Source organism: Arthrobacter sp. Sr24 (genome assembly GCF_054511175.1).
This window is the reverse complement of sequence record NZ_JBTNDB010000005.1, coordinates 24,854-50,991: the sequence shown is the minus strand read 5'-3', so window position 1 is coordinate 50,991 and position 26,138 is coordinate 24,854. Positions and strand designations below refer to the sequence as shown.

The following is a 26,138-nucleotide window of genomic DNA, read 5'->3' as shown; positions in this document are numbered from 1 at the left end:
CACCTGCTCTGATCTCTCACTTGCTCTCATCGGCAAAGTGCTCGCAGCCAGCGGTGTCCCTGCTGGCTGCGAGCGCAGCAGTGGATCTCACCGGGGATCCAGCGCGAGGCCGCACAGGCTGGCGAAGGATGGTTTTCAACTTCTCCGGAACAGTGCGGCGCGGGTCACTCAAGTAGATTTCATGGTGCTTGCCGTTGAATTCCAGATTGTCCTCCGGCAAATACTGCTCATGGAGACGCTTGAGGACAGGGCCTTCATCGTCATAGGAGCCATAGTGCAGAATCTGCACACACGATCCTTCGAACATACTTTCGAATTGAAGTTTTTTTAGACCCGGCAATTCTTTCTTCTCAGCTGCTTTCTCCACTGCGACAGCCACCATTGCAGCGGTAATCCAGTCTGGCTGATTGATCATCATGGTCCAGGACCAAGCATCCTTATCCCGGGCGATGAAGACATCCATATCCTTGGCCCACCAAAGTCCTTCCAAGGGCGCCACAACATAATCGCGGCCCAGCGTGTTCTTACTATGGAATTTCAAGGCATAGGAGACGGCGTACAGGGCCTCGAGCGCTTGACTATATGCTGCGGCAGTGCCGGGGTTCCCCTGGCCCTCGATGCAAAGGTACTGAAACTCCGGCACGTCAACCCGAGAGAATTCCCGGGCGGTGGGCGCGTACAGCTGCCTATGCGCTTTCTTCAGATCGTATTTATCCACGGTTCGCTCCCCTTGTCACGGCCCCCATAATCTGATGCCAGTCTAGGATGAGCAGACAACAAAATCTCCCCCGAAGAATCATGCACGCTGCATCAGGAACTCCACTCACCGGCTCTCTCGTGTAACGCGCTAAGCGGCTATGGTTGGGGTTCGTTCCCTATACCGTCATCTCCTGGGTCCACGTTGCCCTATTGTCCCTCGGTGGCTCTGCCGCAGCACAGCCAAGCAAACTGCTGCTCATGCCAGCCTTAGCCCTCGCCCTACTCTGGGGTGCTTTCGGCTCTATCGACCGGAGAGGCTTCGCACTACTCCTTGTGGACTAGCCCATCTTTGCTACCTGAGAGCGTTTTGGCGCCACTTCATCCTGAGGCCACTCTCCCTCTGGGCTCTTGTCTATGCCCTCGGTGGATTGTCCTGCTCCTTGTCCTAGCTCCTCGGGCTGGCGGCATAGCCGTGGCCGTGGCAGTGGCAATGGCCGTGGCAATCTACGGAGTAACTCTTGGTTACACGGCGGTCCTAGCCTCACGCTGCCATCGGCTCATTCTGATTGGTGGTGCCTTCCTCCTTTCCTCCTTTCCTCGGACACCATCTTGGCCTTCCGTCTCTTTGTCACCGATCTCATGCCGGATTGGACCAGCCCCTTGGTGATGGTGACATGCACGCTGGGCCAGGGCTTGATCATTGCCGGGTTACTCATCACGCTACGTAGCCGAGGCATCCCAACCGGCCACACAGCTAAGGTGGTTCCATGAGAGATCACGATGCTTTCCCCGGCCCAAATAGTTCACCGCGACGTTTCATAGTTGATGCCGTGCTGTTCGATCTGGACGGGACACTCATTGACTCAACCCCTGCCACAGAACGTGCTTGGCGCCTGTGGGGCGAAACGATGGGCCTGGAGAACTTCAGCTACGGCACTCATGGGGTTCCGGCACAGGCACTCGTCGAACAGGTTATTGATGCACAGAGGCAAGCAGAAGCCTTCGAACTGATCAAGGCCTTGGAGATGGCCGATACCGACGGCGTGGTGCGTAAGGAAGGCGCCGGGGAACTACTGGCGTCACTGCCGGCCCGGGCGTGGACCATCGTGACCTCCTGCACGCAGGGGTTGGCTACGACGCGCATGAATGCGGCAGGCATCGCTGAGCCAGCACTGATGGTCACTGCTGATCACGTCACCCACGGCAAACCTCACCCTGAGCCATTTTTACTAGGTGCCAGCCGGCTCGGAGTGGACATCAATCGCTGCCTCGTGGTGGAAGATGCCCCAGCCGGGCTGGCCTCAGGACGTGCCGCCGGTGCATTGACCTTGGCTGTGGCGGGAACAAGCGCCGCATCCGAGCTCGACGCCGATCACATCGTGGCGAGTTTGTCCGCGGTCAACGCCGTGGTTCTTGGCGATGGCCGGATTCAAATCACCCTGAATTAGAGGGCTATAGAGCGTACCGCATCAGGTAGAACTGTGGGGAGGTCCGGTCCATGGGCCAACCCAGTCCTGCCGTGGGCGCTGGCCAGACCTTGAGCATCTCCCAGCCAGGGAAGCCCTCTTCGATCTCTGCCTGGGATACTCCTTCGATCATGGCTCGGAAACGCGTCCACCCAAACGCGAACATCAACAAGCTGGCGCCGGGGTTAGCCAGCGCCGATACTCCCTCCCCCATATCGCGACGCTGGTTGCGGTTCAGACCTTGGAAGCATCCCATATCTACAAATAGATCAAAGCTACCCAGCTCCGCGAAGGAAAGCTGCGTTACATCGCCCACCACATAACGCACCGATGAATCGCCCCGAGCTTGGGCCGCTTCAATGGCCAACGGAGAGGCATCGATTCCAGTAACGTCCCACCCCAGCTGAGCCAACCCGGTGCTGTAGGTGCCACGCCCACACCCGAGATCCAAGGCCCGACCCAAAGGCTCGACCCGCCCCTGACTCTCCTGCTCGAACACCTCAGTGATGTGCTCCCCGGAAGCCTTGGCGTAGAGTTCCCAGGGTGTATCTCGTTTGCCGTAGCGACGATAAGCCCGAATGTAATTCACCATGGCACTTCTCCTCGGCGTGAAAGCTCCAGTCACTATGTGGGAACCATGTAGAGCTTGTGCTGAACAAGTATGTCGCTCCGCCAAACGCCTCGCTAGAGCAAAACCAGCCTCGAGCTTGCAGTTGTTGCTGCTTTGCCGCACTCTATCCAGGCACACCAGCGCCTTCACGGCGAGGGCTGCGCCGACTCAACGTGGCTCACCTCAGCTCAACGCTCCACGCGAGCACCAAAAATTACAGAAGCACGGGTAATAGCGGCGCCCAGTACAGGACTGCGGCCTTGGAGCCAGGACAACGAGGATCCGAACATCCAGTGTGTGTGCGCCAGATGCAGCCTGCCCCGCACTGAGTTCGAGGACCGGATGAACGTGGCGGGATGGCCGAAGGATTCCCCCGCGCGCTGCACCGTGGGGAGCGGAAGGTTCCAGATACCGGGGATACTCCTGCGAACTCTCGCGCTCGTTTCCGCGAGGATGGTGCGGTCCTCAGCACGGTAGAGCGCCTGCACCAGGCGTCCGGTACTGCGGCGCTGTGTATCCATGAGCTCCTTAGGGATTCCCCACAGCGCTCTCCCACCAGCGCGCGACGCCGGAGAGCTCACCCAAATCTGTGGGATAGTTACCGCGAGGCGAGCTTGGTGCACCACTGGTAGCGCCACGAGCAGCTCGTCGTAGGCGAGTACTCCCCCAGGCGTATAGCGCACTGCGCTCACGCCAACCACAGCGCGGCCAGCCACGGCCAGGGGGCGAGAGCCTTCCGGTAGCTGTGCCATCACCTCGGTAGGAATCTCGCGGACCGGCACCAGAAATACCGCTACAGCAAAGTCGCCGCCGAGCAACCACGGCTCAGGCGGGTAGGCAACACCCTCACGATCGTGGTGCCACCTGCCCGCCTTCATGTTCTGGAACGACGGCTGGGACGACGGCGTCATGGGTGCGGCGCGCTCCGCTCAGTTCTGGCTGCGAGCGCTCCGTTAACTCGCATACATGGCCTCGATCCGTTGGGACTGTTCAAGCTCCACAAGACCGCGCTTAACCTTCATGGACGGTGTCAGCTCTCCACCTTCAATGGAAAGGTCAGTGTCCAGGATGTTCCAGTGCTTGATGGTCTCCCACTTGTTGAGACGTTCATTGAGTTGCCCGATGTAGCCTTCCACCAGCGCGTGCACTTCGGGGGACGCAACTTGCTCGGCATAGCTCGTTGCGCTCACTCCGTTCTCTTTGCACCATGCCGCAATGGAGTCGGGGTCTAGGGTGATCAGTGCAACGCAGTACGGGTGGGTGTCACCGAAAACCAAGATCTGGCTGACATAGGGGCACAGTGCCTTGAACGTGGCCTCTACCGCGCCCGGGACCACGATCTTGCCGCCGGATGTTTTGATGAGGTCCTTGATGCGCCCCGTGATGGTGAGAAAGCCCTCGGAGTCCAGTGAACCTTGGTCACCTGTGCGCAGCCAGCCGTCGTCGGTGAAGGCCGCTGCGCTCTCGTTGGGGAGCTTGTTGTAGCCGGACATGATGTGGGGTCCGCGCAGCTGGATCTCACCTTCTGCACCGATGCGCACCTCAGATCCAGGCAAGGCCCGCCCCACTGTGCCAAATTTGTTGTCCACGGGCCGTCCACAGAAGGCGCCGGCGGTGGTTTCGGTGAGTCCGTACCCCTCGATGATGAGGATCCCGGCGGAATTGAACCATTCTGCAATCTCGCGGTTCAGTGGCGCGGAGCCGGAGATGAAGAACCTCACACGACCTCCGAAGCGTTCACGCACTTTGGCAAAGACCAGCTTGTCAAAGAGCCGGTGGCGTAGCGCTAAACCAGTGCCGATGCGTTCCCCCGTCGCCTTGCGGCGCTCGTACTCCGCCCCTGCTTCGAAAGCGCTGTTGAAGATCTTCTCCTTGAGGCCGCCCTCTGCCGCCTGGGTGGAAAGAATTTTGCCGTAGGCCTTCTCAAAGATTCGCGGAGCAGCACCCATGAAAGTGGGCTTGATGACAGCCAAGTTCTCGATGATCTTATCGACCCTGCCATCGATCGCCGTCGTGAAGCCAACGGCGAGCTGGGCCGAAAGGATCACCTTGCCGAAGGAGTGGGACATGGGCAGCCAGAGGAAATTGACGTCGTCGGTTCGCAGGAAACCTAGCGCCTTGAGCGCCTCACCCTCGTACACCCAGCAATGATGCGTGAGCCGCACGCCCTTAGGGCGGCCCGTAGTGCCCGAGGTGTAGATGAGCGTGGCAAGGTCATCTTGAGCTATGGCGTCCGTCGCTACCGTCACCGCGTCTGGAACCTCGGCGAGGTGTTCGCGGCCCAGGGCACGCACTTGGGCAAGGGACATAGTGCCGGGAACATCATCCATCGAGATGATCGTTTCCAGGTTGCCCGAATGGGAGGTGATCTTCTCAAACTGTTCGGCGTCCTCGACGATCGCGAACCGACACCCAGCGTCGGCCAGGATATACGCGGCGTCCTGCGCCGACGTCGTCGGATAGATCGTGGTGGTGGCACCGCCGGCGCACATCACTCCAAGATCGGACATGAGCCAGTCGTAACGGGTGTTCGCGACGATCGCGACCCGGTCCTCCTTAGCCAGCCCCAGGGCGAGCAGGCCCGCGGCCACCTCATAGACCTCGGTGGCGGCCTCAGCCCACGTCACCGACACCCAGTTGGTTCCTTGAAGGTAGCGGTAGGCCTCGTGATGCGGTGTGCTCTCCACTCGTCGTCGTAACACCACCCCCAACGACGGCGCGAGGTGCTGCAGGAATTGGGTGTCAATTATCTCGGTCATTCTCACTCCTAGGTGGGGCCGGGCAGGAACTACTTGGTGGCGTAGCGGGCGGCTTGTTCGCGGCCGATGATCTCCTTCATAATTTCGGTGGTGCCGCCGTAAATGGTCTGGATGCGCGCGTCCCTGTAGGCGCGCGCGATGGGGTATTCGAGCATGTAGCCGAATCCGCCAAACAATTGGAGACAGCGGCTGGTGGCGCGCACCTGCAGTTCACTAGCCCACCACTTGGCCTTGGACGCTTCAACGGCCGTGAGCTCTCCCTCATTCAGGGCCAGGACGGCCTTCTCCACATAGGCCCGAGTCACGTCAGTCTCCGTCTCGAGTTCGGCAAGAACAAACCGGGTGTTTTGGAAATCACCAATCTTTTGGCCGAAGGCTGTGCGCTCATGGACGTACTCCAGTGTCCACCGCAGAGCTGCTTCGGATGCCGCCACCCCTGCCACGGCGATGGAGAGCCGCTCTCGGGGCAAGCGTTCCATCAAGTACCGCATGCCGCCACCGAGTTTTCCGAGGAGGCGATCTTCTCCCACCCGGACATCCGTGAAGAAGAGTTCGGCGGTGTCTTGGGCGCTCAGCCCGATCTTCTCGAGCTGGCGCCCGCGGGAGAATCCTGGATCGCCGGTTTCCACAACGAACAGGCTAAAACCCCGTGAGCCTGCTTCCGGATCGGTTTTGGCTACCACGATCACGAGATCTGCGTGGATGCCGCTGGTGATGAAGGTTTTGGCACCGTTGAGCACCCATTCTTCGCCGTCGCGCACGGCCGTGGTGCGGATGCCTTGCAGATCGCTGCCCGTGCCAGGTTCGGTCATGGCGATGGCACCGATAATGCTGCCATCGACCATGCCCGGGAGCCAGCGCTTTTTCTGTTCCTCAGTGGCCAGATCCAACATGTAAGGGATCAGGATATCCTCTTGCAGACCAATCCCAACGCCGAACGAGGTCACCGCCGTGCGTGCTACCTCTTCGGCAAAGATGAATCTATAACGGTAATCAGGTTCCCCACCTCCGCCGAATTCCTCGGGCACAGCGAGCCCGATCATGCCGTGACTTCCCGCACGCAGCCATACATCGCGAGGAATGAGGTGCTCTTCCTCCCACGTTGCGTAGTGCGGTTCCACTTCCCTGCGCAGGAACTCGCGCACGCTCTCTCTGAACGCCTCGTGGTCTTCGGTGTAAAAAGTGCTCTTCATCTGGTGTCCTTGTCTGGAGAAGGGGTGCCCGTGGCGGAAACAGTGCGAGGAAGCTGCTCAAGGATCAGGGCCACGCAACGCTCCGGGTCATCGGAGAAGGGGAGGTGACCGCAGCCCTGAAGGAGCACATGGTGAGCCCTCCTCCACGTCCGGCGTGCCCGGCGCGACTGGGAACGGGCGGGGAGCACCATGTCACGGCGCCCCCACACGATGGTGGTGGGAACGCCGTCGGCCTCGGCAATGGTGTGCTGCGTACGGAATGCGGCACGGGCAGGGCCAAAACCATCGCAGGATGCCAGCGCTTTGAGATCAGCCATGGCCGCCTGCGGGTCAACGCGAGTGGGCCGTCCGAACAACGGGAACAGCAGCAGAGCACGGCCGGCCCGGGTACGCAGCGCAGCCCCGAGTGGTCGCGGCAACGCCCGTGCCGCTGTGCGCAGCACGCTCAAGAGTCCCACGCACCACCGGCACTCGGCGGCGTTCCAGAACCCTATGGGCGCGAATGCGGTAACGCGTCCGGCGATGCCGCGGTGAGCCAGTTCCAACGCGATTCCGGCTCCCATAGAGCTGCCAACTATGTGCGGCGCGAGGATGCCGCGGGCTTGGAGTTGCTCGCTGACCCAGTCGGCAAGACCAGCCGTCCCGGCACGCAGCGAGGAATCGTAGGGTTGCGCCCCGAACCCTGGGAGATCGAAGGCGTGTACGCGGTGTTGCTGTTCGAGAGCACCCATGATGGGTTCAAAAATCTGCCAGCGGGAACCTAGGCCATGCAAGAGGACAACGTCCTCACCCGCACCGCCTACGTGCACCGCGGCGTTCATGAGGTGCCGGGTTCTGGTCGGACAACGGGCACTGGGAGCCGCACGGGTAGACGTAGTGCGCCGGGAGCGGTCTCGGGCACTACGGGATGGGCCGGCGCGACGGCGTCGATGCGTTGATACGTTTCGCCAAGGCGTGGACGCGGATCGGCGTCGCCCTTATTAGGCCAGAAGGACATGGCCCGCTCAGCTTGCGCCGTGATGGTCAGCGACGGGTTCACCCCGAGGTTAGCCGTGACCGCGGAGCCATCGGCAATATGTAGCCCGTCGTAGCCAAAAACGCGCTGGTACGGATCAATTACGCCCTCGGTGATGGAGGCGCCAATGACACAACCTCCAATGAAGTGAGCGGTCATCGGGATGCCGATCAGATCAGCCGATGAGCCGCCCGCAAGTCCATCGACGCGCTGTGCGAGGTCACGAGCCACTCGGTGCGCGGTAGGGATCCACTCGGGATTTGGTTCGCCCCGACCTTGCCGTGTGGTCATACGCCGGCCGAACAGTCCACGCTTCAGATACGTGCTCAGCGAGTTATCCAGCGACTGCATGCCCAACACAATGACCGATTGCTCGGCCCATCCGGACACCGAGTGCATCCGCAGCGCGGCACGCCACCCGAGTTTGCGGTACGTCTGCACCGCCGCCCGCCAGCGCTCAATCCCCTCCACCGGATCTACAAGATGCGCGTTCAACAGCGCCAGCAGACTCGAACCACGGCCGTACCTGACTGGTTCAACGTGCGTCTGGGGATCCGGATAGAACGACGACGTAATTGCAGTTCCGCGGGTCATGTCGGCATCCGCGGCACTCGAGCGTGCTGACAAGACAGCCTCGGAGTTAGTCCGGCTGAGCTCCCCCAAGCGCGGCGAGAGCCTCGGGAGTGAGCGTTCCTTGAGTCGGTGCAAGAGACGCTGAGTATTCAGGGCGTTACCAGCGAAAACCACCTGCTCTGCGGTGTAGCTGCGCCGCTTGAGCGGGTTGCCCGTAACGTGTCCACTGACGCGATAGCGACCACCGGCAATGGGCTGAACATCAGTCACCGTTGTCATCGCATGGATGTTGGCGCCCGCCCTTTGAGCGAGCGGCAAATAGTTTTTCACGATGGTGTTCTTTGCCCCAACGCGGCAGCCAGTCATGCACGCACCGCACTCGGTGCACCCGTTCCGCGCAGGCCCCATGCCTCCAAAAAAGGGGTCAGCGGCGGCAACGCCGGGGCCGTCGCCGAAAAAGACACCGACTTCGGCGGGGTGCAACGTCTCGCTCACACCGTACTCCGCAGCAAGCTCGCGCATCAGGTCGTCGGCAGCCGTTGTATCGCGAGCAGTTGTGACGCCCAGCATCCGCTTGGCCTGGTCATAATGGGACGCAAGCTCAGACTTCCAGTCGGTGATGTGCGCCCATTGCGGGTCACGGTAGAAGTCATCCAAAGGCTCGTACAGCGTATTCGCATAAACCAACGATCCGCCGCCTACGCCCGTGCCGCTGACAATCAACACGTTGCGCAGCAACGTCATCCGCATGATGCCAAAGCAACGCGCAGCCGGAAGCCACAGATAGCGACGCAGGCGCCAAGACGTTTGCGGGAGTTCATCATCTTTGAACCACCGGCCGGCTTCAAGGACGCCAACACGATAGCCCTTCTCACTCAAGCGCAGGGCTGCCGCACTCCCGCCGAAACCGGAGCCGATCACCACGACGTCATAGTCGTTCATGCGGCCAAACTATCCTATTGTTGACAGTTTGCCAATAGCCAATCAGACTGACGCTATGGACCACACCCCGAGGACTCGACTGAGCCCGGATGCACGGCGTCAACAAATACTTGATGCCGCCAGCAAGCTCTACCGCGAACGCCGGTACGACGATGTCTCCCTTGAAGAATTGGCCGCCGCGGCCGGCGTCGCCCGGGGTTTGCTGCACCACTACTTCGGTTCCAAACGCGAGCTCTTTCTCGCGGTCATGACCCGCTCTACACGGCTACCACTGGAACAGCTTCCCGACCTCGAAGGGCGGCCCATCACCGAGCGAGCCACGCTGACCATGTCATGGATCCTTGATGGCGCGCAGGCGTACGGCCAGAGCTGGGTCAATACTTCCGGTGCGCAGCAGTGGAACCTCAGTAACCCCGACCACACCGAGAACCCCGAGAACCCCGAGAACGATGTACAGGCACTCGTTGACGCAGCCGATGACCGTGCCGCCCGCTTCATGCTCGATGCACTGGGACTTCCCGACGATGCCGGGTTGCGTCCGCGGCTTCGCCCGGTGGCAGCTTTCACGAAAGCGCTTTGCCGAGAGTGGTTGCAGCGAAAGTCCCTGACTCGCGATGAGGTGTTGGATCTCAGCACAGCGGCGGTCTTGCGCGCCGTGCGGGTGAACTGATGCCACGCATTGGAATCATCGGTTCCGGTTTTGGTGCAATTGCGGTCGCTGCCGAATTCCTCCGGCACGGTTATTCCGATGTGCGTCTCTGGGAACGCTCCACCGCAATGGGCGGCGTCTGGCGTGACAATATTTACCCCGGTGCCGCGTGCGATGTCCCCTCGCCGTTCTACTCCTTCTCCTTCGCTCCATCAACGCAGTGGCCGCGACGCTATGCCGAACAACCTGATATCTTGTCCTACCTACGCACTGTTGCCCAGCGAGAAGGCGTTACCACCCGTACACGCTTTAGCGCCGAGGTGCGCGGCGCGCAGTGGAGCGGCGGCGCATGGTCGGTATCCTTCGCTGACGGCTCTCACGAGGAAGTTGATGTTCTGGTCAGTGCCGTGGGTCAACTATCCAACCCCCTTATCCCGGCAATTCCGGGAGCTGCTAGCTTTCTGGGACCTGCTTTCCATACGGCGCAATGGCCCGCGAACCTTGACCTTGCTGGACAGCGCGAGCTCACGGGACAGCGGGTGGCGGTCATCGGAGCCGCAGCGACGGCCGTGCAGCTGGTGCCGCAGCTCGCCACCAGCGCAGAACGGGTCATGCTCTATCAGCGAACGCCCAACTACATTTGGCCCAAGCCCGACGGCCGCTATCCTCGCTGGTACCGGCCGTTCGCCGCACGAGCCGAACGCCCATTCTTCCAGTGGCTGGGAGAACAATTCTCCCGGGCCATGAAAGACGGCTCTCTTGCCGCCCGCGTGAGCCGGGCCGTGACGCGATTCCACTTGCGGCGCCAGGTCCGCGATCCTGAACTGCGCGCAGCCCTCACCCCCAATTACCCCATCGGGTGCCGGCGCATCCTATTCTCAAACAACTTTTACCCAGCACTGTGCCGAGAGAATGTAGACCTTGTCACCGAGGGCATCGCCCGCATCCGGCCTGACGGCATTGAAACCCTCGACGGCGGATTCCGTCACGCAGGTGCCATTGTCTACGCGACCGGATTCGACGCGCAGAGCTTCCTGCGCGGCCTGCGCATCACAGGTACGGACGGGGTGGACTTGCACGAGCGTTGGTCCAAGGGAGCACGAGCGCATCTAGGAATCTACGTCCCAGGATTCCCGAACCTGCTGCTGTCCTACGGCCCCAACACGAACCTGGGCGGCAGCTCCATCCTCCGAATGCTGGAGGCCCAGGCTTCTCACATGCGCCAAAGCGTGGATTACATGGTGGCAGCCGGGGCGAAAACCCTCGAGGCGACCGTGTCCGCGGAACAGGCTTGGGATGATGCGGTGCAGGGCGAACTGTCCACCTCCGCTTGGGTGCGCTGCAATAGCTGGTACCGGGACCCGGGGACGGGGCGCATCACCTCGAACTGGCCCGGCGGCACCACGAGCTACGTGAAGCACACCCGTGTGCTCGAACCGGCGGAGTTCTTATTTCGCTGAGCGGCTGACCCGACTTTCGCTGAGCGAGATGAGAAGACTGTCCTAGATTCCAGCCTGTCAGAGAATCCAGACTGCAGCTGATGCGACGTTCAGCCCACTTTTGCCGCATAAGCTGCTGTTTCAACTCGAGAATTCGCATCTACTGCCGTCTCAAATCCTTGGGGCAACAAAAAACCGTTCAAACTCTGAGTTCCCTCAGGGTTTGAACGGTTTTTGTATCGGTCGGGCTGACAGGATTTGAACCTGCGACCCCTTGACCCCCAGTCAAGTGCGCTACCAAGCTGCGCTACAGCCCGATTGGTATCTGCCAGGAAAAATTATCCTCCGTGGCTGAACCATCGGGAAAAAGTTTACCCCATATTTTGAGGCACTCTAACCACTTTGCCTGTGATTGGCATCTCACTCCCCGGCCGGCATGAAATCCGGCCGGGGAACTCACAGTCTTTTACTGCTTTTTACTTCTTTTTGCTGCGCTTTTCGCGCACGCGCATGCTGACTTCGATAGGAGTTCCCTCGAAGCCGAACGTTTCACGCAGGCGGCGGGTAATGAAGCGGCGGTAGCCTGCGTCCAAGAAGCCGGTGGTGAACAGTACGAACTTCGGCGGGCGGCTGGAAGCCTGAGTGCCGAAGAGGATGCGGGGCTGCTTGCCACCACGCACGGGGTGCGGGTGTTCGGAGACCAGTTCACCCAAGAACGCGTTCAAGCGTCCCGTGGGGATGCGGCGGTCCCAGTTTTCCAAGGCCAGGTCCAGTGCGGGCACCAGCTTGTCCTTGTGCCAGCCGGTCTTGGCCGAGATGTTCACGCGCGGCGCCCAGGCGACGTGCGCCAGATCCTGGTCAATTTCGCGTTCCAGGTACTTGCGACGCTCGTCGTCCATCAAGTCCCACTTGTTGAACGCCAGCACCAGGGCGCGGCCTGATTCAATGGCCAGCTGCAAGATGCGTACATCCTGCTCGCTGAGGATTTCATCAACAGCCAAGAGCACCACAGCAACTTCAGCCTTTTCCAAGGCTGTCTGGGTACGCAATGACGCGTAGAAGTCAGCACCTTGCTGCATGTGGACGCGGCGGCGGATACCAGCGGTGTCCACGAAGCGCCAGGTGCGCCCGCCGAGCTCAATCATTTCATCGACAGGGTCACGCGTGGTGCCGGCAACGTTGTCAACCACTACGCGCTCGGAACCGGCCAGCTTGTTCAACAGCGAGGACTTGCCCACATTGGGGCGGCCAATCATGGCTACGCGGCGCGGGCCACCGGAACGCTCAAGGCCGGCGACGGCGGAGAACTCAGGGAGGGTGTCCATGACATGGTCAAGCATGTCGGCGACACCGCGGCCGTGCACGGCCGAAACGGGGAGCGGTTCGCCCAAGCCAAGGCCCCACAACATGGCGTTGTCGGCTTCCTGGACCAGGTCATCAATCTTGTTACCGACCAAGATGACCGGCTTCTTGGACTTGCGCAGCATCCGCACAATGGCCTCATCGGAGGCGGTGATGCCCACAATCGCGTCAACCACCAGGAGCACGGCGTCAGCCATTTCCACGGCAATTTCAGCCTGCTCGGCAACACGCAGGTCCAGGCCGCGAGCATCGCGTTCCCAACCACCGGTGTCTACCAATGTGAAGTTGCGGCCATTCCAGGTGGCGTCGTACTGAACACGGTCACGGGTTACCCCGGGGGTGTCCTCAACAACTGCCTCACGGCGGCCCAAGATGCGGTTAACCAGGGTGGACTTGCCCACGTTGGGGCGTCCAACAATGGCCAGCACCGGGTTCTGGCGGTAGGGGTCGTAGCTCTCGCCGCCGTCGAACTCTCCTGAAAGCAGAGCGGCGTCTGCTTCGTCGAGTTCGTAGCTTGCCAGGCCAGCGAGCAGGCCAGCCGCGCGGGCGTCAGCGTCCTCGTCAGAGATGGCCGCCAACTTCTCGGCGATTTGGTCGGTACCCGTGGGTATAAATTCCGGGTGACCAAACTCACCGTCACCGTAGGGTGCGGATGACTTGGGGTCGCTCATGGTTGCTGTCCTTTATGCTTTGAAGATAGGTGATCATCCGCAGGCAAATCCTGCCCTGTTGCGGCTTGCGATGCGGCAATGTGTGCCGCCAGCCGCAGGCGGATTTGTTCGGTTGCTCTGTCCATTGAAACACGGCCGGAAACTCCGGGTTCACGCGTGATTGTCAATGGTTCCCCAAACACTACGTGCAGTGTGCGCCGTGGTGCTGGAATTTTATCGCGATGTTCCCCGCTGTGTCGTGTTCCCAAGACTGCAACAGGTACGACGGCGGCAGCTGAGTTAAGAGCTAGCCATGCCACCCCGTTGTTCATACTGGCGGCGTCTCCGGTCCCCCGGGTGCCTTCTGGCAGTATCCCAATACAATCGCCGCGGTCCAAGACGGCTTTGGCGTGCTGCAAGGCTGCCCGGTCGCCACTGCGGTTCACGGGGATCTGCCCCGACGCGTACAACACCGCACCAAGGAAACCCTTAAACATGTTATGCCGGACCAAAACGTGCATGTATCTGCTGCTGGCACCCACCATGACCGGTCCGTCAAGATAGCTCATGTGGTTTGCGGCAAAGACTACAGGCCCGGATACGGGAATGTTCTCCCGTCCTTGAACTTTGGTTTTGTACACCACGTGGTCCACGAAGCGCCCCACCGGGCGACTCCACAAAGTTTTCCACCGCGGCGGCGGTTCGGTCAATACCCGCAGCGGCGTCTCGCCGCGGCTCATGCAGCGGGACCGGCGTTGACTGCTTGGCGGACCACGGCGATGACAGCTTGGATGGTCTCTTCGAAATCTAGTTCCGAGGAGTCAACCGTGAAGACACCGTCAGCGGCACGCTGGAAATCAACCACGGTTGAATCCTTCGCATCCCGTGCCAAGACCTGCTCTTGAAGTTGCTCGGCCGTCTGTGTGCCACCGAGCTGCAGGCCCCTACGGCGCAGACGAGCTTCCTCGCTGGCCGTCAGAATCAGGCGCACCTCGGCCTGGGGGGCCACCACTGTGGTGATGTCCCGCCCTTCCACCACAATGCGGTGCCCGTGTTCGGCGATGAGGTCCTGTTGGCGGCGCACCAATGCTGCGCGAGCACCCAAGTTGATAGCCACAGCGCTGACCGAAGAGGAGATCTTTGGCTCGCGGATAGCGTCGGTGACGTTGATGCCGTTGACTTTGAAAAATTCGGTGTCCGGAAGCATGCTCTGTTCCATCGCGATGGTGTTCGCAGCCGCTTCAACGGCACCGGCGTCTTCGAAGCTGATACGCGCGTTCAAGCAGTGCCAGGCCACGCTGCGGTACATGGCGCCGGTGTCCAAGAACGCCAAGCCCAAACGCTGAGCGACGGCCTTGCTGACACTTGACTTGCCCGAACCGGAGGGTCCGTCAACAGCAATCACCAAGGGCTTGCCGATGCGAATCTGCTGCACCGTTACATCTGTGTTGCTCATTGAATTACCTTCCAACCGCGTGCCGTCAATTCATCCACCAGAGCCACCCTGCGTGCCGGGAGCACTGAAATCTCCACCATGCCAACTTGCAGACCGGCCGAATGGTCCAGCCGCAAATCTTCGAGGTTGACCCCGATCTCACCGATTTCGGTCAGTAGCTTGGCAATCTGGCCCGGCTTGTCATCGACCAAAACTGTCAGCCAGGAGTACTGCTGGGGCGGCCCACCGTGTTTGCCGGGAATCCGGCTCTGCCCCGCGTTACCTTCGGAGATGAGCTGAGCCAAGTCCAATCGCGCCCCGGGCGCCGTGGGCGCGCTAAGTGTGTTGATCAGTCGGTCCAAATCGGTCCGCACACCCTGCATGATCTCCAACACCTTGGGGGCGTTGGCGCCAAGAATCTGAACCCACAAGGCAGGGTCACTGGCGGCGATCCGGGTCACGTCACGCAAGCCATTGCCCGCAAGAGACAAGGCGTGCTGCGGTGTTTCCGCCAACCTACTTGCCACCAAAGACGCCATGACCTGCGGCAGATGCGAAACGAGAGCGACGGCGCCGTCGTGCTCCTCAGGGGTAAACCGGAACACCACCGCATCCAGATCAATGGCCAACGAATGCGCCACCTTGATGGCCCCCGCGCTGCTCACCTCCGACGGGCACAGCACCCACGGCATCGAGTTGAACAGCTCGCCGCGAGCCGCAACCGGTCCTGAGCGTTCGCGCCCGGCCATGGGGTGCGTGCCAACGTACCGTTCTAGCATTGCCGGTTCCAGAGCCTCCATGGCTTGGAGTTCGGCCAGCACAGCACCCTTCACACTGGCAATGTCAACCACGACGGCGGAGGGGTACTTTGAGAGCGCACCCGCCACAACGTGGGCGGTGACATCAGGAGGCGCGGCCACAACAACCAGCTGTGGACTCAGGTTTTCAGCAGGGTCAAGGGCGCGCCCGGCACCAATGTCCACAGCCACAGCCTGGGCCGACGGCGAGGGGTCACTCAAGACCACGTCAATGCCGCGGGCCCGCAGCCCCAAACCAATACTGGCCCCTAGCAGCCCGCTGCCAAGGACCAGCACGGCTCCGCTCAAGTGCGAAGGATTCATGCGTTAATTACATCCCCACGTCGGAAAGGAGGAAGCCAATCTCATGGCGGCCCAAGACGCGGACGCTGCCTTGACGCTGATCGCCCAGTGCGATCGGTCCGAATTTCACACGCACCAGACGCTCCACCGGGTAACCGACGGCGTCGAACATACGGCGGACAATGCGGTTCTTACCGGAGTGCAGAACAACCTCGGCCAAGACGTGGCCCGGAGTGGAGTCAACCAAGCGGAAGGAGTCAACCTTCTGCCAGCCATCCTCAAGCTCCACGCCGTCCTTGAGCTGGGCGCCAACGCCATGAGCCATAGGGCCCTTGACCTGAACCAGGTAGGTCTTGGGGATCTCGTACTTGGGGTGGGTCAAGCGGTTGGCAAGTTCGCCGTCGTTGGTCAAGAGCAGTAGGCCCTCAGTTCCGGTATCCAACCGGCCAACGTGGAAGAGACGCTCTGCGGTCTGGCGCTTCTTCAGGAAGTCACTGATGCAGGGTCGGCCTTCGGGGTCATCCATGGTGGAAACAACGCCCTTGGGCTTGTTGAAGACCATGTAGACCAAGGAATCGTTGGTCTGGATGGTCATGCCATCCACAGCGATTTCCACCAAGGCAGCGTCGACGCGCAGGCCCAGCTGGTTAACTGTGACGCCGTCAACCTGAACGCGACCTTCAAGGATCATGTCTTCGCACAGGCGGCGAGATGCCACCCCTGCCATTGCCATGACCTTCTGCAGGCGAACGCCCTCGGCATTGTGAATATCAATGTCATCTGTGGTGCGTGACGGGCGACGATTCTGCTCCGTGGGGCGGTTCTTCGACGGTCCCACCGTGCGGCCGTACTGCTCGTTCTTGAACGGGCGGGCACCGGTCTGGCTGGGCTTGCGAGCACCAGGCTTTTTGGCACCAGCCTTGGGGCCGCCCAACTTGGGGGCACCGGACTTGTAGCCGCCTGCGTTGGCAGCATTGGCTGCCCTATCAGCGTTATAGCCTGCGGCGCGCAAGGCGCCCGGCTTCAGCTGGTTGTCATTCGAGCCTGACTTGGAGCCGGACATGTAGCCTTCAGACCTGTTGCCCTCAGACTTGTAACCGCCGGACTTGGGTGCGCCGGATTTGAAACCGCCGGACTTAGGTGCACCAAAACGGGGCTTGCCTCCACGCGGCTGGTTCTGTCCGGAAGAATTCCCGGAGCGGGGTGACGGTGTCATTATGTAATCCTTAAAGTGCTAAGTGTTGTGGTCATGCTAAAAGTGTGAATCATCGAAATCCTGAAGGTTTTCCAGACCGGGCAGGTGCGGTGCAATTTGCGGCAACTCGTCCACGCTCCCCATCCCAAGCCGTTCTAAAAAGTACGCCGTGGTGCGGTACAGGAAAGCCCCGGACACCGGATCGGTGCCCACTTCCTCAATCAACCCGCGCTGCGCAAGCGTCCTGACAACCGAGTCCACGTTCACGCCACGAATGGCGGAGACACGGGCTCGGGAGACCGGTTGGCGGTAAGCAATCACCGCCAATGTCTCCAAGGCTGCCTGCGTGAGCCGGGCCGTTTGGCCGTCCACAACAAACTGGGACACGATCTCGGAGTAAGCGGGACGTGAGTAAATACGCCAACCACCAGCAAGATGCCGGAGTTCAAAGCCGCGAACCGGTACGGTGTCACCCTGTCCAGTATAACCGTCGTACTCCCTTGCGAGTTCGTGTAATAGCTCACGTATGGTAGCGGCAGGCAATCCCACTACGGAAGCCAGCTGCTCCTCCGAAACGGGCTCATCCACCACCATCAGCACAGCTTCCAGGGCTGCGCGGACACTGTCGCGAGATTCCGTCAACTCGGAGGCATCACTCAGAGATTGCTCGAGCACGGGATCTACAGGCACTGTGGGTTCCTCAGACATGACTGACCTCACTTTCAGCAGCGGGATCCTTGGTGGGCGTCCCGTTGCTCTCTTCGGGGAGCTCATCATCAAAATCACTCACACCAGCACCAGCACCAGCAGAGCCCACACCGGCACTCCACTGCACCAGCAACTCCCCCAGTGGATTCGGCTGATCAAAGGTGACCAGCTGATCCCGGAAGAGTTCCAGTAGCGCTAAGAACCTGGCAATAACCATCATGGAGGAATCCGCATCGGCACTCAGCGCGGCGAACGTCAAAGGCGCTCCGACCCAGTCCACCGCGGCAGGATCACTGGATTTAGGCATGCCCGCAGTGAGCATGGCGGTGATAATCGCTGCCTGATCCATGACACTGACAGATGTCACATGTAAGTGAGTTAGACCCACCACTGTGCTTGGCGGTTCCTTTGTTTCCATGGCACGAGCAGCCAAGTCGGCAAATTGTTGGGGCGTGTGACGCCACACCAGCTCAGGTAGGAGCGCTGCGAACTGTGGCTCGAGCCCAACTTGGCGGGGGAAGCGCCGGGCTTCTCGCTCCAATTCGGCACCCATAAGGGTAGCCACTTCTTTGAAGGCCTTGTATTGCAAAAGCCGTGCGAACAAGAGGTCACGGGCCTCAAGAAGAGCCAGGTCGTCGTCGTTCTCCACCTCACCCGCTGGCAAAAGCCGGGCTGCTTTGAGGTCCAGCAGGGTGGCAGCCAGAACGAGAAATTCGCTGGCTTCATCCAATGCCCAGTCCTGGCCGAGGTCCTGAAGAGCCTTCAAATAGCTGATGAATTCATCCGTGACAGTGGCAATTGCCACATCAGTGATGTCCATCTCATGTTTGGAAATTAGTCCCAAAAGCAGGTCAAAAGGTCCCGTGAAGTTTTCTAGGCGGACTTCGAAACGAGTCTTGCCCGGGGCTGCTTCCGGTGGTATTTCTGCCGCGATCCCCGCGACGTTCTGTGGTGAGATCAAGTTAGGGCGAGCCGCCTCGGGCGATCAATTCTTTGGCCAGCCTGCGGTATGACTCGGCGCCCTGATGGTTGCTCGCGTAAGAGGTAATGGGTACAGCGGCCACTGAGGCGTCGGCGAACTTGATGGTGCGCTTGATGACGGTTTCGAAAACCTTGTCACCAAAGGCTTCTACTAGGCGGGCTAGGACTTCACGACCGTGCAGGGTGCGGGCGTCATACATGGTGGCCAGCACGCCGTCGACCTGCAGACCCGGGTTCAAACGGTCCTGCACCTTATCGATGGTCTCCACCAAGAGTGCCACGGCTCGCAGGGCAAAGAATTCGCAGATCAGCGGAATGATCACGCCGTGGGCTGCGGTCAATGCGTTGACGGTCAGCAAGCCCAAGGACGGCTGGCAGTCGATGAGGACAACGTCATAGTCGTCCTCCACCTTGCGCAGCGCACTGGCCAGTACCTGCTCGCGAGCTACCTCGTTGACGAGCTGAACTTCGGCTGCCGAGAGGTCAATGTTTGCGGGAAGAATGTCAATGTTCTCAACATCGGTGTGGATGATGGCATCACGTATATCCACCTTGCGGTCCATCAGCACGTTGTACACGGTGACGTCCAGCTCGTGAGGATTGGTACCGAAACCAGCGGAGAGAGCACCCTGCGGATCAAAGTCCACCAGCAGCACCTTGCGCCCGGCTTCTGCCAGCGCAGCACCTAGGTTGATGGTGGAAGTGGTCTTGCCGACGCCACCTTTTTGATTCACCATGGCGATAATGCGTGCGGGGCCGTGGGAGGAAAGGGCTGGAGGCTCGGGGAATTCCGTCACGGGACGCCCCGTAGGGCCCAGTACGTCTTCGCCGGCAAGTGCCGTTGCACCCTGCTCGTTGCTCACCTGTCAGTCCACACTTTCGCCGCTAATTTAACTCACCACTGCCACCCTCTACGTTACCGGGTGCTGGGGGCATGTTTTGAACATTTGGCCCCGATGGGTTTTGAGCCTTGACTCTCAAGCTGAAGTTGAATGTTGTTACGCGCCTATACTTCGAAGGTGATGAGCAAAAGAACCAATCCCACCAACAACACCCCCGCCGGGCCACCAGCCGCTTCGCAACCAGCCCACCGCAAAGAGGTAGTGCGCGTCGAGAAAATGCAGGCCGGTTACGGCGGCAAGGCCGTCTGTGGTGTTGTCAGCTTCAGCCTCCATTCAGCTCAGGCCTTGGCTCTTGTGGGGCCCAACGGCGCCGGCAAATCTACGGTAGTAAAGACAGTGGTGGGCCAACTGGAGGCCGTCTCCGGCACAACCTTGATCAACAGCTCTGTAGTGGATGACCGAACACTGGATTTTCGACGCGAAGTCGCTGTTGTTTTCGATGATGACGCTTTCTTCCCTTCGTTAACGGTGGAAGAGCACCTAGCGATTGTCTGCGCCGGGCACGGCGTTGATGACGTGGAAGAGATCATTAGCGCTGAACTGGAATTCTTCGGCTTGAAAGAACAAGCAAGCTCGCGGCCGTACAACCTCTCCTCGGGACAACGGCGCCGGATGCTATTGGCCGCAGCCTTTGTGCGGCCCCGCTCGCTGCTGGTGTTGGACGAGCCAGAACAGCGTCTTGACACGGCCATGCGACACAAACTTGCCGCCCGCTTGCGTGCTGAAGTTGACGCCGGTCTGTCACTTCTGGTGGTGACCCATGATCCCGATTTCCTCATGACGGTGGCCACCAAGGCCGTTTTCATCGCTGATACCACCCACGCCATGACACCGACGCAAGCCGCAGCGGCGATCGCTTCCGAAAACCCGCACGCGGGCTGAGTCATGGCCATCACTACAAGCGAGCGCTTCAGCGCCAAACAAATCCGCCAGTACACCTTCAAGGCCGGGCTTAGCCGCACTCAGGGCGGGCTCATGGAACTCATCTCCGAGGTGTACACCTCCATTCTTGGGGCATTAACATTGCTGACTATGGCCGGGGCCCTCATCATGGCCTTGCGCCATAGTTTGGGTGTTGGTGATGAGTCGGCGCTCTTGGCCTCTGCCGTTGCGCCAGGTTTCCACTCGGTAACACTGCTGCAGGCCAGCACGACGGTACTACTGACGCTGGCCGCGGCACTCCTAGCCACAGAAATGACCATGGGGCCAGTTGCCATGACGCTGCCGCAAACCGCCTGGTGGCTGGGACTACCAGTGCGCCGCAAAGGTTTCATCCAGCCCGGGTTCTTGAAATCGATCCTCTGGCCAACCCTCGCGGCCGTGTTAGTAGTTCTGCCACTGTCGCTGGGTATGGCGGCGAACCCCACCCCCGGGAACTTAGCGCTGGCCGTGCTGTGCGGCGCTGGCTTGGCCTGGCTGCTGTACGGCATTGCCTCGTGGTGCCAGATCACGGGATCCGGTGCGTGGCTGAAAAAGATTATGGGGGCCATCACTTTCCTTGCCCCATTGAGCTTGGTGGCGACGGCCCTGTACAACAACGTGGCCGGATCCAGCGCTATCACCGCCGCGCAAACCTCTTGGCTGAAATTCCTTCCCACGAGCTGGCCCCTCTTAGTGGCCGACGGCGCCACGTGGCCCCTCTTAGTGGCCGACGGCGCCACGTGGCCCCTGCTGATCGTGGCTCTTGCACTGGGGCTCCTTGCGCTGGTCTATGCAAACCTTGAACGCATCACCACAGCAGCACTCAAGAAAAGTGCGGCCGCTGGCGCTTATGCGGCCAGCTCATTGCTGTCCATGGATGCTACCGAGCTCTCCCGTTCGCTGAGCACTGGGCCCTCAGCGGGGACCAGCAGGGTCAAGCTACCCATGATTTTCAAGAAAGGCACTGTCCACGCCCGCAGCATCAAAACACTGGCCAGCACGCATGCCACCATGGCGCTACGCTCGCCCAGCACGCTGCTGCGGGTGCTGGTGCTCGCCGCCGTACCCGCATCATTGGCATCGGTGGAGTTCCTCGGCAATGCCATTTTGATCGCCGTGGTCCTATACTTTTGCGCCCATTTCGCCGTCACTGCTTTGGGTGCCACTGCACGGTTTGCCAATGGCAACCCGGCAGTAGATACGCTCATGCCGCTGCCAGCAACAACGGTCCGCCGAGTGCATTATGTGGTTCCCGCCGTGGTCATGACACTGTGGGCACCGGTCTGTTTTGGACTCTTGCTCGCCTTGGGTGTTGGCTCAGCTCCCTTGCTGATTCTTGCCATTTTTGCTGGTCCGGGACTTGGCGCCGCCACATTGCGCGCTGGTTTCCGGGCCGCGCCGGACTGGAATATGCCCGCCGTGGCAGGCCCTGCCGGACCCATCCCTACTGGAGCCATTAGAGCGTTCATCGTTGGCCCGGACCTGAGCCTGATTGTGCTGTTGCCGGTGCTCATCTGTCTGATCTCAGGCGGAGTGCCCTCCATTGCCTTCCCGGTTCAGCTGACACTGACATGGCTGGCTTTCTTGTGGGGCACCCATGTGCGGAAGCCAAAATCCGCCAAGGACGGTGGCTTATTCGGCATCCCCCCTGCAGTCGCCAGCAAGTAGTAGCGCACGAAGAGGGGCCTCGTTTATGTGTCCGCTCCCACACCGTTTACAATTGCTGAGGCGTTCCTAGCGCCGCCAGAGTGTCACGCAGCGTCGCGCGGCACCGCTCCAGACAAATAGAGGACCACCATGAAGCTGCTGAAATCGATCCCACTACTTGGCTGGATTGTTATAGCCATTATTTTGGGTATCCTTACCGGTCCCCTCATGCCAACCTGGCTTGGCGGGTTGTTCCTGACCTATAACTCGATCTTCTCTGGCTTCCTGAGCTTCATTGTGCCGCTCATTATTTTGGGCCTGGTCATGCCCGCAATCGCCGAATTGGGTAAGGGTGCAGGTAAGTGGCTCGGGGTCACAGCTCTGATCGCCTATGGTTCCACCATCCTCGCTGGTTTGCTGGCATACTTTGTGAGCCGGTGGCTCTTCACTGCTTCTTTGTCCGGCGGTGGACTCGAAGCGATTGGTGCCGACTCCGGTTCCGGTTTCACCCCTTTCTTGACGGTGGTCAGCAGTGCCGGAGATTCTGCTACTGAAATTGTGCTTCCGCCAGTGATTGGCGTCATGAGCGCCCTAGTGCTCGCGTTTGTGATCGGCATTGGTCTGACCGCATTCAAGTCCAAGGTGCTCTTCCGCGGTGCTATTGAGTTCCGCACCATTATTGAATCCGTGATTCGCCGCATCATCGTGCCGGCTCTGCCGCTGTTCATCTTCGGTATCTTCATGGACCTCTCTGCCAGCGGATCAGCTATCACTGTCGTCACAAAGTTCTTGCTGGTAGCAGTTGTCTCCTTCGCCCTGACGTTCGTTGTTCTGATCGCCCAGTACTCGATTGCTGGCGCCATGAACGGCCTGAACCCGTTCAAGGCACTATGGAACATGCGCGACGCGTACTTCACCGCACTGGGAACCTCTTCATCTGCTGCGACTATTCCGGTAACCCTTGCTTCAACGAAGAAGAACGGCGTCTCAGATTCAGTCGCCGGATTCGTGATTCCACTATGCGCAACCATTCACTTGTCCGGTTCAATGGTGAAGATCACCTGTTTCTCCATTGCAGTCTTGCTGCTCACCGGCGGCGATATCTCCTTCGGCGCCTACTTCCCCTTCATCTTGATGCTCGGCGTCATGATGATTGCCGCCCCTGGCGTTCCCGGTGGCGCTATTGCCGCAGCCGCCGGTCTGCTCGTTCAGATGCTCGGCTTTGGCGAAATTGAGGTTGGACTCATGTTCGCGGCTTACATCGCCCTGGACAGCTTCGGTACAGCCACCAACGTAACCGGTGACGGCGCCTTGGCACTGATCATGAACAAACTCACCCGTGGCCACCTCGGCACGCAAGCTCAGGATCCCAGCGATGAGAATGTTGTAGCCGCACCGGGCAGCGAAGCTGCGACGCACACTCTGGCTCAGTAACAACGCCACTGGGCAGCGATTAGCCGGCCGGTAAGAGGAGAACCACAAAGTTTTCCTCTTACCGGCCGGCTGCTTTTAAGCACTACTCAGGTGCTGTTCGGAGCGTCGGGACTGCAAGGAACGTCAGGGCTGCCAAGGGTGCTAGAAAGGTCGGGACTGTCCGGATTTTCAGAGGTGACCCCCTTGCCCCTCAGGCCGGGTGTCTTGTCTGACGTCAGGCCGGGTGTCTTGCCGGGTGCCAGTGACTTGGCGATGCATTTCTTCAGCCATTTGGGATAGGCAGGCCATTGGGGTTGGGTATATTCTGGTTTGTGGTATTTCCCTGAGGGCGACGTCCAACCGACCCTGCCATCAGCCTTGAGTCGAGGGGTCCAACCACGGAGGCGGATGGTGGTCCGCAACGGCTCATCCCATCGGCGATACCGTCCATGACGGTCTTTGTCATCCTTGAAGTGTTTGAAACCGTGATGACGTTTACACGCTGGCCTGAGATTAGTGAAGTCAGTCTTCCCGCCGTATTCAAAACTCTGCACATGGTCCATATCCGTTTCCATCACCGGTTCAGTGCAATTCGGGAAGTAGCAGCCGCCAGCTAGCGCCTGCAACACGGACCGTTCGGTGTCCCGAAGTGTGTAGCGATCTGGGCTCAGCGGCAGCGTCTCCCCGGTCACCGGATCAGTGAACACCCGCAAGAACGTTGGCGAGCCAGCCAACAAGCGTCGAGCAATATTTTCCGGAACGGGCCCAGCATCCCGATCGACCAACTCAGCAGGTTCATCTGTAATCCCCAACAACCCCAACAGTGGAACTTTCAACAACACCAACGCCTTGGGCATGGGTGGATTCGTCACCAATGGATGCTGTGCCAGCCCCGCCAGCTCCTGGACGTAGAGCTCCTGAGGGTCTTCTATGACCCCATCGACCACACCCTCGACAAAGCCCGACCCATCACCAACCAGCACCCCGACAATCCCACCATCTTGGGCAGCTTCTGGGCCATTAGCGGGCACATCCGCCGATTTAGGATCGGGCACAGGGCTGGCATCCGCGCTGACAGGTGGATCCGGTTGAGCGTTACGTTGCCTGTCCCACGGAGCTGTCTCATCAAGCAAAGTCACCCCGAACGCTGAGCTCTCCCCAAAAGGAACCATAGTTTCGTCCCCATGGGAGGAATCGCCAAAGATGCCCTCGGCCGAACATGTTCCGCTCGTGGCCGGAGGCTTGTCAGGGAAGAACGCACTACCACTGCCGGTGCGCCAAGATCCTCCGTTGTTGCCTTTGCCATAGCTAGTGCTGTTACTGCTGCGTTGACCGAACCCATTGGCGCCGTTCTTGCCGCCCTGGCCGTTAGTCGTTGGGGATGGTGCATAATTCGCGGTGCTCGGGAGTTCTTGGCCCATGAGGAGTATCGCGGCAATATCAGCCCTCAGTTGATCCATGGTCCGAGGCTCCCGGCAATCTTCACCGGTCCCAGCCGCGGCAGCCGCCCGATGGGCTTCCGCTGCTGCCGCCTTGATGGCCCGCGCCGCGCGGGTGCAGTGCACCATGATCGCGTTCGCGGCAATGGTGGGAACGTGCAACGTCACCCACGACATCCCATCCTTACCGGGATCTACACTCAAGGACCGTCCTCGAAAAGCCTGCTTGGTCCGCACTTCACAAGACTCGGGGAACAACAGTTCCCGCGCCCGCCGCGCCTTCGAGGCAAACCTCCCCGGAGTGGTATTGACCGCCAGTAACAACAATTGCGCCTCAAATTCTGCTCGAATCTGTTCACTAACCCCGGCCGTCTCATTCAACGTGCCGAACTCATCCAGAATGGTGCATACATGCCGCCACGACAGTTTCCCCGCCATCAGAGCTTCCCGGGTTGCCGGGTACTCCTGCAAGTATTGTGCCTGGACCACCAACCGCGATGCGCTTGATTCAGCAATCCCCAAGGAAGCAGCGATATCGGCGATATGCCCCTTCTCAGCCACCCGACTCTGGCAGCTATCCAATTCCGTAGCCGCGGATTCCACCGCTACCGCCCCCATCATCCGATCCACCAGCGACGCCTTACACGCCGCCGAATTATCCTCTATCCACTTCATAAGGCGCAGACCCTGCTGACTGGAATCAATGACACTCCGAGCAACACTGAGCCGGGAAGCCGGCTCAGGATTCGGAACAGGATAAGGAGTCCGGGCGGGCAATCCAGCCAACACCTCAGTGTCAGACCCAAAGGGTTCAATTAAGGGAAAGGCAATAGACGCGAGAAGTGCCACCACATCCTGTGTGGCGAAATCGCCCGGACCTCCGGGGACCTTCTCCCGCGTACTCATACATCAAGTTTACGCTCACCGTAATCAACCTGCAATACTTATACGAAATAATATTCTAATAAAGTGGAAGCTCACTCACCCACTTAACGCAAGAGCCGCCGTCGCCCATTCACAGGCGACAGCGGCTTAGGGGA

22 protein-coding genes and 1 tRNA gene are annotated in these 26,138 nt (G+C 60.1%); 6 read left to right on the top strand and 17 right to left on the bottom strand.

Annotated features, from left to right (window positions below; translation table 11 throughout):
* Nucleotides 1-16: 16 nt before the first annotated feature.
* The gene (locus tag ACX80D_RS05240) at nt 17-718 is read right to left on the bottom strand and encodes a GyrI-like domain-containing protein (protein WP_459321586.1); all 702 of its coding nucleotides are present in this window, start codon (nt 716-718) and stop codon (nt 17-19) included.
* A 748-nt stretch (nt 719-1,466) separates the two neighbouring features.
* On the opposite strand from ACX80D_RS05240, the gene ACX80D_RS05235 reads away from it, so the two are divergent.
* On the top strand, nt 1,467-2,147 hold the full coding sequence (locus tag ACX80D_RS05235) for an HAD-IA family hydrolase (RefSeq protein ID WP_459321585.1): 681 nt from the start codon (nt 1,467-1,469) through the stop codon (nt 2,145-2,147).
* 4 nt (nt 2,148-2,151) lie between these two features.
* On the opposite strand, the gene ACX80D_RS05230 is transcribed toward ACX80D_RS05235, so the two are convergent.
* From ACX80D_RS05230 to ACX80D_RS05205, 6 genes are all read right to left on the bottom strand, one after another.
* Entirely contained in the window at nt 2,152-2,757 is a 606-nt protein-coding gene (locus tag ACX80D_RS05230; RefSeq protein WP_459321584.1) for a class I SAM-dependent methyltransferase, read from the bottom strand.
* Nucleotides 2,758-2,963: 206 nt separating this feature from the next.
* The gene (locus ACX80D_RS05225; protein WP_459321583.1) at nt 2,964-3,686 is read right to left on the bottom strand and encodes an acetoacetate decarboxylase family protein; all 723 of its coding nucleotides are present in this window, start codon (nt 3,684-3,686) and stop codon (nt 2,964-2,966) included.
* 42 nt (nt 3,687-3,728) lie between these two features.
* The gene (locus ACX80D_RS05220) at nt 3,729-5,534 is read right to left on the bottom strand and encodes an AMP-dependent synthetase/ligase (protein ID WP_459321582.1); all 1,806 of its coding nucleotides are present in this window, start codon (nt 5,532-5,534) and stop codon (nt 3,729-3,731) included.
* Between the two features lie 29 nt (nt 5,535-5,563).
* Nucleotides 5,564-6,727, bottom strand: coding sequence for an acyl-CoA dehydrogenase family protein (locus ACX80D_RS05215; RefSeq protein WP_459321581.1), 1,164 nt, complete (start codon nt 6,725-6,727; stop codon nt 5,564-5,566).
* On the bottom strand, nt 6,724-7,548 hold the full coding sequence (locus ACX80D_RS05210) for an alpha/beta fold hydrolase (protein WP_459321580.1): 825 nt from the start codon (nt 7,546-7,548) through the stop codon (nt 6,724-6,726). The genes ACX80D_RS05215 and ACX80D_RS05210 overlap by 4 nt, the downstream gene beginning before the upstream one ends.
* Nucleotides 7,545-9,257: an FAD-dependent oxidoreductase gene (locus ACX80D_RS05205; protein WP_459321579.1), complete on the bottom strand. Its 1,713-nt coding sequence runs from the start codon at nt 9,255-9,257 to the stop codon at nt 7,545-7,547. Before ACX80D_RS05205 ends, ACX80D_RS05210 begins: the two co-directional genes overlap by 4 nt.
* A gap of 55 nt (nt 9,258-9,312) precedes the next feature.
* Here ACX80D_RS05205 and ACX80D_RS05200 point away from each other — a divergent pair, with 55 nt between their 5' ends.
* A complete protein-coding gene (locus ACX80D_RS05200) occupies nt 9,313-9,927 on the top strand; it encodes a TetR/AcrR family transcriptional regulator (protein ID WP_459321578.1) in 615 nt (204 codons plus the stop codon).
* On the top strand, nt 9,927-11,366 hold the full coding sequence (locus ACX80D_RS05195; RefSeq protein WP_459321577.1) for a flavin-containing monooxygenase: 1,440 nt from the start codon (nt 9,927-9,929) through the stop codon (nt 11,364-11,366). Before ACX80D_RS05200 ends, ACX80D_RS05195 begins: the two co-directional genes overlap by 1 nt.
* 222 nt (nt 11,367-11,588) lie before the next feature.
* On the opposite strand, the gene ACX80D_RS05190 is transcribed toward ACX80D_RS05195, so the two are convergent.
* From ACX80D_RS05190 to ACX80D_RS05150, 9 genes are all read right to left on the bottom strand, one after another.
* Nucleotides 11,589-11,662, bottom strand: a tRNA-Pro gene (locus ACX80D_RS05190).
* Between the two features lie 159 nt (nt 11,663-11,821).
* Nucleotides 11,822-13,378, bottom strand: coding sequence for a ribosome biogenesis GTPase Der (gene der, locus ACX80D_RS05185; protein WP_459321576.1), 1,557 nt, complete (start codon nt 13,376-13,378; stop codon nt 11,822-11,824).
* Nucleotides 13,375-14,097, bottom strand: a complete 723-nt coding sequence (locus ACX80D_RS05180) for a lysophospholipid acyltransferase family protein (RefSeq protein WP_459321575.1) — start codon at nt 14,095-14,097, stop codon at nt 13,375-13,377. Before ACX80D_RS05180 ends, der begins: the two co-directional genes overlap by 4 nt.
* Nucleotides 14,094-14,813, bottom strand: coding sequence for a (d)CMP kinase (cmk, locus tag ACX80D_RS05175; protein WP_459321574.1), 720 nt, complete (start codon nt 14,811-14,813; stop codon nt 14,094-14,096). Before cmk ends, ACX80D_RS05180 begins: the two co-directional genes overlap by 4 nt.
* Nucleotides 14,810-15,913: a prephenate dehydrogenase gene (locus tag ACX80D_RS05170; RefSeq protein ID WP_459321573.1), complete on the bottom strand. Its 1,104-nt coding sequence runs from the start codon at nt 15,911-15,913 to the stop codon at nt 14,810-14,812. Before ACX80D_RS05170 ends, cmk begins: the two co-directional genes overlap by 4 nt.
* A 7-nt stretch (nt 15,914-15,920) precedes the next feature.
* Complete coding sequence (locus tag ACX80D_RS05165; RefSeq protein ID WP_459321572.1) at nt 15,921-17,108, bottom strand: pseudouridine synthase; 1,188 nt, start codon at nt 17,106-17,108, stop codon at nt 15,921-15,923.
* Between the two features lie 36 nt (nt 17,109-17,144).
* The gene (gene scpB / locus ACX80D_RS05160) at nt 17,145-17,795 is read right to left on the bottom strand and encodes an SMC-Scp complex subunit ScpB (protein WP_459321571.1); all 651 of its coding nucleotides are present in this window, start codon (nt 17,793-17,795) and stop codon (nt 17,145-17,147) included.
* On the bottom strand, nt 17,788-18,756 hold the full coding sequence (locus ACX80D_RS05155; protein ID WP_459321570.1) for a segregation and condensation protein A: 969 nt from the start codon (nt 18,754-18,756) through the stop codon (nt 17,788-17,790). The genes scpB and ACX80D_RS05155 overlap by 8 nt, the downstream gene beginning before the upstream one ends.
* Before the next feature lies 1 nt (nt 18,757).
* Entirely contained in the window at nt 18,758-19,639 is an 882-nt protein-coding gene (locus ACX80D_RS05150; RefSeq protein ID WP_459321569.1) for a ParA family protein, read from the bottom strand.
* A 159-nt stretch (nt 19,640-19,798) separates the two neighbouring features.
* Here ACX80D_RS05150 and ACX80D_RS05145 point away from each other — a divergent pair, with 159 nt between their 5' ends.
* The 3 genes from ACX80D_RS05145 to ACX80D_RS05135 all read left to right on the top strand — a co-directional run bounded on the left by ACX80D_RS05145 (nt 19,799) and on the right by ACX80D_RS05135 (nt 23,680).
* Complete coding sequence (locus ACX80D_RS05145) at nt 19,799-20,560, top strand: ABC transporter ATP-binding protein (protein ID WP_459321568.1); 762 nt, start codon at nt 19,799-19,801, stop codon at nt 20,558-20,560.
* A 3-nt stretch (nt 20,561-20,563) separates the two neighbouring features.
* Nucleotides 20,564-22,267 (top strand): DUF6297 family protein, encoded by a 1,704-nt coding sequence (locus ACX80D_RS05140; protein ID WP_459321567.1) that lies wholly within the window; start codon nt 20,564-20,566, stop codon nt 22,265-22,267.
* 129 nt (nt 22,268-22,396) lie between these two features.
* Nucleotides 22,397-23,680, top strand: a complete 1,284-nt coding sequence (locus ACX80D_RS05135; RefSeq protein WP_459321566.1) for a dicarboxylate/amino acid:cation symporter — start codon at nt 22,397-22,399, stop codon at nt 23,678-23,680.
* Nucleotides 23,681-23,766: 86 nt separating this feature from the next.
* Here the strand turns inward: ACX80D_RS05135 and ACX80D_RS05130 are convergent, their stop codons facing one another.
* Nucleotides 23,767-26,004, bottom strand: coding sequence for an HNH endonuclease signature motif containing protein (locus ACX80D_RS05130; RefSeq protein WP_459321565.1), 2,238 nt, complete (start codon nt 26,002-26,004; stop codon nt 23,767-23,769).
* Between the last annotated feature and the right edge of the window lie 134 nt (nt 26,005-26,138).